This is a genomic window from Rosenbergiella epipactidis, from assembly GCF_018494055.1.
In the GTDB taxonomy this organism is placed as follows: domain Bacteria; phylum Pseudomonadota; class Gammaproteobacteria; order Enterobacterales; family Enterobacteriaceae; genus Rosenbergiella; species Rosenbergiella epipactidis.
Genome location: NZ_JABBFQ010000001.1, coordinates 239,613 through 252,073 on the forward strand (window position 1 = coordinate 239,613; position 12,461 = coordinate 252,073).

The 12,461-nt window shown below is 47.8% G+C and carries 13 protein-coding genes; 4 read left to right on the forward strand and 9 right to left on the reverse strand.

Annotated features, from left to right (window positions below; genetic code table 11):
• Nucleotides 1-11: 11 nt before the first annotated feature.
• Complete coding sequence (locus HGT71_RS01180; RefSeq protein ID WP_214216171.1) at nt 12-620, forward strand: riboflavin synthase subunit alpha; 609 nt, start codon at nt 12-14, stop codon at nt 618-620.
• Between the two features lie 37 nt (nt 621-657).
• Here the strand turns inward: HGT71_RS01180 and cfa are convergent, their stop codons facing one another.
• On the reverse strand, nt 658-1,806 hold the full coding sequence (gene cfa / locus HGT71_RS01185; RefSeq protein ID WP_214216172.1) for a cyclopropane fatty acyl phospholipid synthase: 1,149 nt from the start codon (nt 1,804-1,806) through the stop codon (nt 658-660).
• 211 nt (nt 1,807-2,017) lie between these two features.
• Entirely contained in the window at nt 2,018-3,187 is a 1,170-nt protein-coding gene (gene punC, locus HGT71_RS01190) for a purine nucleoside transporter PunC (RefSeq protein WP_214216173.1), read from the reverse strand.
• A 103-nt stretch (nt 3,188-3,290) separates the two neighbouring features.
• Between punC and punR the strand changes: the two genes are divergently transcribed.
• Nucleotides 3,291-4,193: a DNA-binding transcriptional activator PunR gene (punR, locus tag HGT71_RS01195; RefSeq protein ID WP_214216174.1), complete on the forward strand. Its 903-nt coding sequence runs from the start codon at nt 3,291-3,293 to the stop codon at nt 4,191-4,193.
• On the opposite strand, the gene purR is transcribed toward punR, so the two are convergent.
• Nucleotides 4,190-5,215, reverse strand: coding sequence for an HTH-type transcriptional repressor PurR (purR, locus tag HGT71_RS01200; RefSeq protein WP_214216175.1), 1,026 nt, complete (start codon nt 5,213-5,215; stop codon nt 4,190-4,192). The genes punR and purR overlap by 4 nt on opposite strands.
• 200 nt (nt 5,216-5,415) lie before the next feature.
• Complete coding sequence (locus tag HGT71_RS01205) at nt 5,416-6,201, reverse strand: C40 family peptidase (protein ID WP_214216176.1); 786 nt, start codon at nt 6,199-6,201, stop codon at nt 5,416-5,418.
• Between the two features lie 346 nt (nt 6,202-6,547).
• On the opposite strand from HGT71_RS01205, the gene HGT71_RS01210 reads away from it, so the two are divergent.
• The gene (locus tag HGT71_RS01210) at nt 6,548-6,880 is read left to right on the forward strand and encodes a Grx4 family monothiol glutaredoxin (protein ID WP_048913987.1); all 333 of its coding nucleotides are present in this window, start codon (nt 6,548-6,550) and stop codon (nt 6,878-6,880) included.
• A 13-nt stretch (nt 6,881-6,893) separates the two neighbouring features.
• Here HGT71_RS01210 and rnt read toward each other — a convergent pair whose 3' ends face one another.
• The 3 genes from rnt to nemA form a co-directional block, all read right to left on the reverse strand.
• Nucleotides 6,894-7,568, reverse strand: a complete 675-nt coding sequence (rnt, locus tag HGT71_RS01215) for a ribonuclease T (protein ID WP_214216177.1) — start codon at nt 7,566-7,568, stop codon at nt 6,894-6,896.
• A gap of 75 nt (nt 7,569-7,643) precedes the next feature.
• Nucleotides 7,644-8,054 (reverse strand): lactoylglutathione lyase, encoded by a 411-nt coding sequence (gene gloA / locus HGT71_RS01220; RefSeq protein ID WP_048912091.1) that lies wholly within the window; start codon nt 8,052-8,054, stop codon nt 7,644-7,646.
• Nucleotides 8,055-8,094: 40 nt separating this feature from the next.
• The gene (gene nemA / locus HGT71_RS01225; RefSeq protein WP_214216178.1) at nt 8,095-9,207 is read right to left on the reverse strand and encodes an N-ethylmaleimide reductase; all 1,113 of its coding nucleotides are present in this window, start codon (nt 9,205-9,207) and stop codon (nt 8,095-8,097) included.
• 131 nt (nt 9,208-9,338) lie between these two features.
• Between nemA and HGT71_RS01230 the strand changes: the two genes are divergently transcribed.
• Nucleotides 9,339-9,578: a DUF1289 domain-containing protein gene (locus HGT71_RS01230; protein WP_214216179.1), complete on the forward strand. Its 240-nt coding sequence runs from the start codon at nt 9,339-9,341 to the stop codon at nt 9,576-9,578.
• Here the strand turns inward: HGT71_RS01230 and HGT71_RS01235 are convergent.
• Together HGT71_RS01235 and HGT71_RS01240 are read right to left on the reverse strand one after the other, a co-directional pair.
• Entirely contained in the window at nt 9,570-11,585 is a 2,016-nt protein-coding gene (locus HGT71_RS01235) for an FUSC family protein (protein ID WP_214216180.1), read from the reverse strand. The genes HGT71_RS01230 and HGT71_RS01235 overlap by 9 nt on opposite strands.
• Complete coding sequence (locus HGT71_RS01240) at nt 11,585-12,451, reverse strand: efflux RND transporter periplasmic adaptor subunit (protein WP_214216181.1); 867 nt, start codon at nt 12,449-12,451, stop codon at nt 11,585-11,587. Before HGT71_RS01240 ends, HGT71_RS01235 begins: the two co-directional genes overlap by 1 nt.
• Nucleotides 12,452-12,461: the final 10 nt, after the last annotated feature.

The following is a 12,461-nucleotide window of genomic DNA, read 5'->3' on the forward strand; positions in this document are numbered from 1 at the left end:
AGGGGGAAGAGATGTTTACTGGTATTGTACTCGGCACGGCTGAAATTATTGATATAGATGAACAACCGCTATTTCGAACACATAAAGTCAAATTCCCAGTGGAATGGCTAGATGCCTTACAGATTGGCGCATCGGTTGCCCATAATGGATGCTGTTTAACCGTTACCGCGATCGAAGGGAATATCGTGAGTTTCGACTTAATCAAAGAAACCCTTCGCGTCACAAATTTGGGACAATTAACCGTTGGCGACCGCGTGAATATTGAGCGAGCGGCAAAATTCTCTGACGAGATCGGCGGACACTTAATGTCCGGCCATATTATGGCTCAAGCTTCAGTCTGCAAAATTATTCAATCCGAGCATAACCGTGAGGTCTGGTTTGAAATTGACGATTCAAGCCTGATGAAATATATCCTACATAAAGGATTTATTGGTATTGATGGTTGTAGCCTAACCCTTGGAGATGTCACTGAGCGGCGTTTCTGCGTTCACTTAATTCCTGAAACCTTGGAACGCACACTGTTATCCGATCGTAAATTAGGCGATTCCGTCAATATTGAGATTGATACCCAGACACAGGCTATTGTTGATACCGTTGAAAGAATGTTGAATAAAAAATAACAATAAAAAAAGCTCCCGAGTAAAGGGAGCTTTAGATTTAGCGTGCTACGCGCAATCCACCATCAATTCCGCGACTCAATACCACTTGCCATAACTGAATGTCGCGTGAGCGAAACGCCCCCGCACAAGCATTAAGATAGTAAGTAAACATCCGCTTGAAACGTGGATCGTAACGTTGTGACAATTCAGGCCATGCGGCAAGAAATCTTTCATACCAGGCCATCAATGTCTTATCGTAGTCGGGACCAAAATTGTGCCAGTCCTCCATGACGAAATGCGGTTCACTGTATTGTGCGATGTGATTGACAGAAGGTAGGCAGCCATTAGGAAAGATATATTTATCTATCCACGGATCGACGTGAAGATCCGTGTGGTTCGACCCAATGGTGTGTAATACGAAAATACCATCGGGTTTCAGGTTTCTAGCAGCCACATCGAAATAGGTCGCATAATTTTTCGGACCAACGTGCTCAAACATCCCAACCGATACGATTCGGTCGAACTGCTCGTGAAGATCGCGATAATCTTGTAATAAGATTTCAACGTCCAACCCCGCACAGCGTTGTTGCGCCATTTTTTGCTGCTCGGCGGAAATCGTGACGCCCTTCACTTTGACGTGATAGTGTTTGGCTGCATATTCTGAGAGCCCCCCCCAGCCACAACCAATATCTAATAATGTCATCCCTGGTTGGAGTTGTAATTTACGACAAATTAGGTCGAGTTTAGCCTCTTGAGCCGCTTCAAGGGTCGATGCCGTTGCCCAATAACCGCAAGAATATTGCATATAGGGATCGAGCATCAATGAAAAGAGGTCATTTCCTAAGTCGTAATGTTCTTTGCCAACGATCCACGCACGCTTTCTTGATTGGAGATTGGTGAGCCTCGCGGTAGCGATGCGTAACGTATCTTTAAAGTGGCGGGGGAGTTGATGATCTAATTTATGACGCAGAACTTTGGTGAAGAAAATATCGAGGCGGTCGCATTCCCACCAGCCATCCATATAACTTTCACCTAAGCCTAAAGAACCTTCTTGTAATACGCGTTTAAAAAATTGCTGATTGATGATGCGAATATCACCAGGCCTTGAGCCGTTAATCTGAATATCTGCACTGTCGAGTAACTCTTGTGCAATACGAAACCAATGATCTTCTTTTAAATTAACTTCTTCTATACATGATGTAGACATATGCGTATATCACCTGTTCAAATAACACACTACGCTTGGAAGCGGTTGCATGACTTTCTGGAGAAAGGTAAACAGCTATTCATCAGTGACTACTCGTTATTTTTATAATGCAGTGAATACGTAAAGTTTTGTATGACGTTATCCACCGAATTCAGTATAGGACTGAGTTCGGCAGAGTTCAATAGAGGATCAGTGCGGAATAGGAGAGGCGTTAGCGAGCAGATTTATCGGCCGATGCTTGGTAAAAATAGCCGATTAACGCCAGTATCACCGTTGATGCCATAGCGATGACGGTAATGCTGACCACGTGCTCAATTTGAGAAGAGACCCAAAGACTGTACAAAAAACATAACCCAAGTTGAGTAAAGTTTTGTACCGAAGCGGCTTTGCCACTGTGCTCAGGGAACGCTTTTAACGCTTTAGACACCACGATTGGGTAGATAGCACCGTTTGCCATCGCCATCACGCTAAAAGGCACCAGTAGGCGTGTTAACGAGGGGGTCATCCATAAACCCACAACAAGCAACGCAGAGACACTGACCAAGTACGCGAGCAGTAACCAAGGGAGTAGCTGCTCGCCGCTAAAACGATTGAGTAAGGCACGGCAACCAAAACCACCGATTAAGAAGGTCACGGTTTGCGGGATATAGCTCAACCCAATCTCGCTAGGGCTTAACCCTAATTGCCCCATGATAAAAGGCGAACCCGTTAGCCAAGCAAAGAAACTGGCCGAACAGGCGGCATAGATAACAATATTGCCTAAAAATTGCGGCCGTGACAGTAACCTTTTATAAGGCAGATGCGCAGTCTCGCTGGAGGCGTGTGAGCGGCCCGATGGCAGTAAGTAGAATGTCAGCCCTAATAATACGGCACTGATTAAGGTCAAGGTGACAAAGATGGCTTGCCAATCAAAATGCGTAATCAGCCACGCGCCAATTAGCGGTGCAAGAGCGGGAGAGAGGGCGACCAGCGGCATAATAGCCGCGAACATTTTATGCGCCTTTTCCTTAGGAAAGTGGTCAAGCACTAAAGACTGCCAGCACACTGCCGCGGCACAAACTCCGCAGGCTTGTAGAAAGCGGAGAACTAATAACACACGGGCATCCGTCACCCAAACTACCGCAAGACAACTCAGCGTGAACAGCGACAAGCCCCATACTAAGACGGTTCGACGACCGATCTTATCGGATAAAGGTCCCCAGAATAGCTGTGCGCAACAAAAACCGGCTAAGAATAAACTCAGACTGGCACTGACCATATTGGCACTGGTTACCAGATAGTCTTGCATGGCAGTAAATGCCGGGAGATACATATCGGTGGCTAAAAATCCAAGCATGCTTAATAGGGCGAGGTAAACAAAGAAGAGTTTGGGATGTTGCATGGGGCGTCCTAGTCAAAATAATCCGGGAAGTGTAAAAGGATGCAGACTTGTTTGTAAAACGGTAATATTTGCCATCACTATTCAAAATAATTGAAAGCAAGCTATGTGGTCAGAATATACTTTAACTGTTATTGATAGCGTCGCCCGCAATGGTAGCTTCTCGGGAGCCGCTCACGAATTGCATAGAGTACCCTCGGCAATCAGTTACTCAGTGAAACAAGTGGAGGAGTGGTTAGCGGTCGACCTGTTTGAACGCCGTCATCGCGATGTTGTGTTAACCGCCTCCGGCGAGCATTTTCTTACCGAAGCGCGAAGTGTTATCAAAAAAATGAATAGTACTCGTCAACAATGCCAGCAGCTGGCGAATGGTTGGCGAGGTCGTTTCTCCGTCGCGATCGATAGGATAGTGAAACAATCGCGCGTCGAACAACTGGTAGTGGATTTCTATCGCCACTTTCCTGATATCGAGCTTCATATTAACGACGAAGTCTTTAATGGTGTATGGGATGCGCTGGCAGATGGTCGCGTGGATATGGCGATTGGCGCTACCCAGGCCGTGCCTGTCACTGGACGCTTTAGCGTTCGCGATATGGGAAAACTTTCTTGGTGTTGCGTAGTCGCCAACGACCATCCTCTACAGGGTCAAATCCGTATTGAGGAAGATGATCTGCGGCGATGGCCGTCGCTTGTGATCGAGGATACGTCACGGGTGCTTCCTCGCCGGGATACCTGGACTCTGGATAACCAACGGCGTCTGGTGGTACCCAACTGGCCAGTAGGGATGCGTTGCGTACAAAATGGGCTTTGTGTGGCAATGGTGCCCGCACATATTGCTATGCCTTACCTGCAGCAAGGGACGCTTGTTGAATTGCCCATAAGCTTTCCGGATAGCCCTTGTTATCTGAGCTGGCGAGAAAATAGCTTTTCACCTGCCTTGCAGTGGATTTTGGATTATCTCGGTGATACTGCCACTCTTAACCAAGAGTGGCTAGTGTCGGAAGGTTAGCGGCGATAGTCGATGTAAGGGCCATCAATGACGGAGCGACGCTCAACCAGTTGAGGGTGGATCTCAAGGCGTTGGGCCTCATCGCGCTTATTAACGATACGATCGAGCAACATTTCTAACGCCTTTTCGCCCAATTCAATCTTAGGTTGATGAATGGTGGTTAATGCCGGGCTGAAATAGCGCGAGTTGCGGATATTGTCATACCCGATCACCGAAATATCTTGAGGAACATTTAATCCCTGTTCATTGGCGGCGCAAATTGCCCCCATTGCCATCACATCCCCGCCACAGAATACGGCAGTCGGTCGTTGTTTTTGAGAAAGAATCTGTTGCATGGCTTGGTAACCCGATTCTGATTCGAAATCCCCTTGAACGATCCATTCCTCACGGGGCGTAATGCCCGCATCCTTTAACGCTTTAATAAATCCGGCTAACCGTCCCTCGCCCGTATGGCGTTCCATCTGTCCTGGAATACAACCAATATCGCGATGGCCACGATCCAATAAATAACGAGCGGCTAAATGTCCGCCCGCGAAAGCGTTATCTTCAACAGTATCGGTGAATTGGGCATGAGAACTCCCCCAGTCCATAACCACCATCGGCAGTTGGCTGTGCTCTTCAAGCATTTTTAATAGGGAGTCTGGGTATTCGGCACACATCACCATTAATCCATCGACGCGTTTTTGCGCCATCATTGATAAGTAGGCACGCTGTTTTTCAAAGTCGGTATGGGCATTAGCTAACAATAGGGTGTAGCCATGCTGGAAACATTTCTTTTCTATCGCTTCAATGATCTCCGCCCAGTAAGGGGCTTCGACTGAGGTAGACAATAGACCGATGGTCTTAGTGGTGTTGACTTTAAGGCTACGCGCCACGGCACTCGGTGAGTAGTGAAGAGTATTTATAGCATCCCACACGGTTTGCTGGGTTTGTTCCGCAACGAAACGCGTTTTATTAATTACGTGTGAAACAGTGGTAGTGGAAACCCCGGCGAGTTTTGCCACATCTTTAATCGTTGCCATGGGGTATTCTCCTAGGAAAGCGTTTGCGTTTGCGCAACTAAAAATAAAGGGGGGTGAATTCTAGCAGGGTGGAGAGGCTAAAACGAGCTTTTTGCGCAACAACTTGCTCGAGTTTACAAATCGTTACGTAGGAAGCGGGATAACCGTGTTGGAAATAAAAAATCCCCGATTAACGGGGATTGTAGTGAAAGAGAGGCGTGCTAGCGTACAGAGTTTGGTGTCATAACACGGCGTGCGCCGATGTAGTGTTTTTGCCAATAGTCGCCAGTTAGGTCGGTAATTTGAATATCTTTACCCGTACGCGGGGATTGAATGAACTTTCCATTGCCGACATAGACACCGACATGGTCAGCTGCGCCACGACGATGAATACGGAAAAATACTAAGTCACCTTTTTGCAAAGAATTCCTTTTCACTGGTGCCGCATCGCGTAAATGGTACATCTCGTTGGCAGTACGTGGGATCTTGAATTTCACCAAATCTTTATAAGCGTAATAAACCAGTCCGCTGCAATCGAAACCCGTATGCGGAGAGGTGCCTCCCCATTGATAAGGTTTACCCAATTGGTTCATCAATTTATTCATCGCAGTTTGGCGGGCTTTCTGATATTTCTGATGATGGGTAGCACTCATCACCATTGCTGCAGAGTGGGGGGAGGCGATGCGCGTTTTATGACGTGCTAACACTTTCTGGCCAGCATAATATTTCTTTTGTGTGATGCGAGATTTAGCCAGTTTTGCAGATTTTGTTGAGTGTGTACGTGATAGGGTTTTCTTAGCAACATGCTTTACTTTATGAGGTTGGGGCTGTTTAGTGCGCTTAGTTGCGGTTTTTACCTGTTTGCGTTTGCGACGCGTATCTTCAGCGCTCGCCTTTTTTACCGATTTATGCGCCGTGGCATTAAGATGTCGGTGAGGGGCCGCTTCAGCGACAGTGAAAAAAAGTTGCATAAAAGCAAGTATTGAAAGCGTTATTATTAGCCGCATATTTTATATTTAGTCAGTGATGTACTCAAATAAGAGTCAGTGAGTAAAAAAAAACCTCTGACAACGTTGTCAGCCCCATAAGCCATTCTAATCCAGAACTTTTCAAAAAGTTAAGCGAGAATGTAATTAAATCTGTTACTAAGCGTGATTGCGTTAACTACTTATCTATTAAATCGGCTAGAGTAGGGAAAATTGATTTTATCATTGTGATCTGTATCACATAATTGTTTATTAATAAGATAATTCCTATCTATACGCACCATGCAAAACTCCACCATCAGAGAATTCACACCGGCCACGATAAACGGTACACTATAAGAAATTAAGCTGTTGTTGAGGAAGCAAAATGAGCACTCTAGAAAAAATTAAAACACAAATCTCTGAAAACCCAATCCTGCTCTATATGAAAGGATCGCCTAAACTGCCGAGCTGTGGGTTTTCTGCGCAAGCTGTTCAAGCCTTATCAGGTTGTGGCGAACGTTTTGCCTATGTAGATATTCTACAGAATCCAGATATTCGTGCTGAGTTACCCGCTTACGCTAACTGGCCAACCTTCCCACAATTATGGGTAGACGGTGAGCTAGTGGGGGGATGTGACATTATTATGGAAATGTATCAGCGCGGCGAACTGCAATCTCTGATCAAAGAGACTGCAGATAAGTACCGCGAAGCCGAATAATCAGGCTTATTCGTTAGGCAAGTGGTGGGGACGTCTCCACCACTTGTTGTGTGTCGTCCACCAATGGCCATCCTCCTAAGCGCTTCCACCTATTCACCAATTCACAAAACAGCGCAGTTGTCTGCTCGGTATCGTAAAGGGCGCTGTGAGCTTGTTCACTATCAAAACTCATGCCTGCACTGATGCATGCTTTAGCGAGTACCGTTTGGCCTAACACTAGCCCGCTGAGCGCGGCCGTATCGAAGGTGGCAAAAGGGTGAAAAGGGTTGCGTTTTAAACCCGCACGCTGTGCCGCAGCCATGGTAAAGCTGTGATCAAAATGTGCATTATGGGCCACTATGACGGCTCGTGAACAATCAGCCTCTTTCATTCCCTTGCGGACCATCTTGAAAATAGCATGCAGGGCATCGTATTCACTCACGGCCTGACGCTCTGGGTCGTTGGGGTCAATGCCAGTAAAGGCTAACGCTTCTGGATGAAGGATCGACCCTTCAAAAGGGGTGATATTAAAATGAATCTTTTGATCTTCAACTAACCAGCCATCTTCATCCATTCGCACGGTGATTGCCGCAATCTCGAGTAATGCATCGGTTTGTGCATTAAAACCGGCGGTTTCGACATCAATAACGACGGGGTAAAATCCACGAAAACGGTGTTTGAGTAGGTGGGCATTGGCAGTGTCTGACATCTGGTTCTCAATAACAGTGAAAATAGTCGGCAAGTATGACAAAAACAGGGCTGCGGTGCAGCCCTTTCACTACGATTAATCGTTATTTAATCCAAGACCTGCGTCTTTTTTCTCGATTAATTCGATTTTATAGCCATCGGGATCTTCAACAAACGCGATAACCGTTTTTCCACCTTTCACTGGGCCCGCTTCACGCGTCACGTTACCGCCCGCTTGACGAATACGTTCACAGGTTTCAGCTGCAGAATCGACTTCAAGGGCGATATGCCCGTAGCCTTTACCCAAGTCGTAGCTGTCAACGCCCCAGTTATAGGTCAGTTCCAACACTGCACCTTCGGTCTCGTCAGTGTAACCGACGAAGGCGAGAGTATATTGATACTCACTATTCTCACTGGTCCGCAACAGACGCATGCCTAGTACACGGGTATAAAAATCGACCGCACGGTCAAGATCCCCAACACGGATCATGGTATGTAAAAAACGCATAAAACCTCGTTACATTGCTCTTTATCAGTGAAGTAGGATATCAGCTTTTTGTGTGCGGCAAAAACGGGTAATCGGTGTAACCGTGCTCATCGCCGCCGTAGAATGACTCCGGATGTTGCGCATTCAGCGCAGCACCTTGCGCAAAACGCTCGACCAAGTCGGGATTGGCGATAAAATCGCGGCCAAAGGCTACGGCGTCGATCAATCCTTCAGCCAGTAAAGCATCACCCTTTTCTAAAGTATAAGCTCCTGCACCGATAATCGTATAGCGGAAGGCAGCGCGTACCGACTGCCTAAACGCGGTGGTATAAGAATTACCCCCTGCCCAGTCTGGCTCCGATAAATGTAGATAGGCTAGCCCAAAACGATCGAGCTGCTCAATAAGCCAAATGGCATCTTCTTCTTCGTGCGGTCCATTACCCAAGGCTTGGAAGGTACCCACGGGGGAGAGGCGAATACCAATATGCCCAGCTCCCCATACGCGCGAGACGGCTTCAATAATTTCGAAGACAATACGCGCCCGGTTTTCACGGCTGCCACCATATTCGTCGGTACGTTGATTTGACTCCGGTGACAAGAAGGCGTGTAACAGATAGCCATGGGCCGCATGCAGTTCGAGGAGATCGAAGCCTGCTTGTTGTGCATTGACTGCGGCTTGCTCAAAATCTTTGACGACTTGTTGAATTTGCGCGACGCTCATCGCTTGGGGAAGCGTTGTTTCACTGCGATAGACTTCTCCCTTTTCATTTTTCAATGATGTTCTAGTCTGAGAAGGCAGGGCAGATGGCGCTTGAGGTGCTGCATTGTTAGGCTGTAAAGAAGCGTGGGAAATACGGCCAGTGTGCCAAAGCTGCACAGCGATTTTTCCGTTATGCGCATGTACCGCATCGGTAATCGATCGCCATGCAGTCACTTGTTCAGCCGTATGTAAGCCTGGTGCCCCGGCATAACCTTTGGCCTCGAAAGAAATTTGTGTGGCTTCGGTAATGATCAAGCCCGCTGAGGCACGCTGCTGATAATAGGTTTTCATTAAATCTGTTGGAATATCACCAGGCTCAATGCTGCGTAAACGCGTCAAGGGTGCCATAAAAATACGGTTTTGAGTGGTGATTGCGCCGAGCTGTAAGGGGGAAAAGAGGGATAACGCTGACATAATACTCTCCTGCTATAATATGAGGGTTTAACACAGAGTAGTTTTCGTTGGGTCCCTCGACAAGGGGGTAAGGCCGCTATCGCACAGAACAACAAGTCGGGCCAGTCATCAACGCAAGTAGAGGAGGAACGATGGCAGAACAAATTGAGATGTTTTCGCTACCGAATCCTTGCAGAGGGCTTTGCCAAGCCAACGCGCGTGGGTATTGCTTAGGTTGCTTTCGAAGCCGAGAAGAACGCTTTGGCTGGCAAGGTTTTACCGATGCACAAAAGCTTAATATCTTACGACTCTGTACACTGCGTCAACGCGCCGCGCATCGTCTTGCCCCGAATGCTATAGAGGACATCGGCGAACAAGGGGAGCTATTTTGACGGTTGAGGCGGAACCGAGTAACCCAGTTGGGCCAGCGAACAGTTGAGCCGCCAGAGAATTCCGGCTAAGCGAATTGCCTCAGGATCATGACTTCGTGCCAGATCGGCACATTGAGCCGAGAGTTCTGCCAAGGCCGTATCAAGCTGTGAACTGTGTACGCCGCGTTCGCTGATAATCGTTTGTAAAACCTGAAAGCATCGGTCACGCTGAGCGCTCAGCAGTGGCGAGCGGGTATGCCAAGACCGTAGTTCCCAGACAATATGCGCGCTATTCTGTAACACAACCCCCCAGCGTAGTAGCCAGAGCTTTGCTTGGGCCTGTTGGCTAGACTTCAGTTGATTGATATGAAAATAGAGCCTCGATTCGTAATGATTTCGGCTGGCATGGGGTTTTGGTCGCAGCTGATCCAAGAAACCCCGCCGGATGGCTCTGATATGGCGTAGGCTTTTTCGATCATCGGAACTTGGGCGTATTAAAACGAACGCTAACCAAGCGAAGATTACCCCGCACACTTTTGCCACATCAGCATTCAGCACCGCGCCATAATCCCAGCTGGGCGGGTTACTGACTGAGATGAAAGAGCCCATAAATACCACGATTTGTCCCCATAGGGCCGCACGCTTAGGGAACAATAATTTAAACAGTTGAAGCGTTACAATGAGTGGAAAGAGTATGAATAAAAAGTGCCACAGTTGCGAGACTTGAATCATCACCGCGAATTTCATCACAAAGCTCAACACACAAAGGATAAGTAAAGTCTTCAACAGTAGGGTGACGCTGGCCGAGGGGGAAGGGGCCGACGAGTAGAGTACACAGGCAATTGCCGTTAAGGTTAACGCCGCGGGCCCCTGATCCCACTGAGTATAAATTTGGAAGGTACAGCCTATTACGATCGCGAAAAAGGTGCGGCCAGCACTGAGTAGCGCTTCGGCACGATCAGATTCTAAGGCCAACGCGGGAACGCTTGGCGGCGACAAACGTTGCTCCGGTGAAGCATTATCGACCAGCCGAGTCCAACGTTGCACATCCAGATAGACCCAGCAGAAATAGCGAAGGCGACTGACAAACGCAAGCTGACGATAATCGCCTTGGCTTATTTCTGGTGTAAGTGTCCGCAGTATTTTTGCCAATTTATATTTGTCACAATCGGGCCGCTCTAATTCTGCTAGTAACATATCGATTGCCTGAAACAGTGCGGGCGGGGCGTCAGGCCAATTGAGTAACATCCTACGCAACCCGGATAATACGCCGGTTAACCGCAGTTGCTGGTGTAGTACATAGTTCAATACCTTATTTTGACGTCGATAGCGGTAATGACTCCAATAGGCTTGAATCCGTAAAAGATTAGTGGTCAGAATCTGGCCAATCATGTTCTCGTGTGCGCTTTGAGCTTTGTCTGCTGTCTCTCGATTTAATAACAGCCGCGCATGTTCCAATAAGCGAGCTTGCATCTGTTTAAGGGTCACCATCAAAGTATCGCCATCGGAGGTACTAGGAAGTAACATCATCATCAACCCAGCGCTCAAGATCCCGGTTATGGCCTCACAGACCCTGGCTTGTGCAATATCCCAGAGTTGACTGAACTCGGTGATATTGACCGTACTGAAGGCAATCAAGGCTGCGGTGTAACCGGCTAATGAGAAGGCGTAAGCAACATTGTTTTGATGAAGGTTCGCAATCCAAGTACAAAACCCTAACCATGTCGCAAAGCTCAAGGTAAATAACCACGGGTCGTTAAGAGTATTGCCCGCAATCAGAATTGCAGCCAAAGCACCCACCAAGCTGCCGACAATCCGACCTAAGCTTTTACTGATTGCGCCGCCTATAGTTGGAAAGCTGACTACGGCTGCCGAAGTCATGGCCCAATAGGGCTGATCAAGATCGAGACTGTAGGCAAAACTTAAGGCAATGCACATCGCAAATGTGTTACGTAAGGCATAACGCCACTGGCCGCGCGTAGCACGAATCCAAGGTAAGTTTTCCCAAGCTAACCACTGCCAAGACATTAGTGCGATTCCGGATGGATAACGATGGTGCAGGTCGTTCCTGCGACTAACAACTGTTGTTGCGGCAAATTGGTCAACGCGATCCTGACGGGAACACGCTGAGCCAGTCTTACCCAAGGAACAGTGGGTTTAACATCTGGCACAAGGGAACTGTCTGAATCGACACTCTGATCACTGATGGCTCGACCAATACTTTCGACCCGTCCTTTCAATGCTGCATTGTCACTGTACAACGTTAAGGTCGCTGGTAATCCAGGACGAATATGCCGTAATTTGGTTTCCTCAAAATAACCGACAACATAGAATGAGTGGCTATCTACTAAGGCAAACAGGGCCGACCCCGTGTTGATGTAGTCCCCTTTACGCAGATGGAAATTGGTCACCCATCCGTCGACGGGGGCAACGATCTTGGTCTGAGAAAGGTTCCACTCCGCTTGATCTACGTTGGCTTTGGCAGCCAGCATGCTGGCTTTCATCGCACTGGCCGATTGGCGGTAACTATCTTGATCTTCAGCCGAAATGATATTAGTGGAGAGTTGGGCTCGCCGAGTGGACTCATGTTCGGCTTTACGTGAATCAGCCTCGCTCTTGGCTAATTGCGCTTGAGCATTTTCTAACGCTATTTGGTAAGGGCGTGGGTCTAAGGATAATAATAAGTCCCCTTTATGAACGAATTGGTTATCGGTTACCGGAAGTTCGATCAAGCGTCCTTCGACCTCAGAAGCCACCTTCACCATCTCCGCATGGACCTTACCGTCACGCGTCCAGGGAGATTGCATATAGTAATTCCACATCCACCATGCGGCGAGGACCGCTATCGCGAAGGTAAATAAGGTAGAGAAATAGCGTAACGCATTAAATTTCATAATAAGTTGT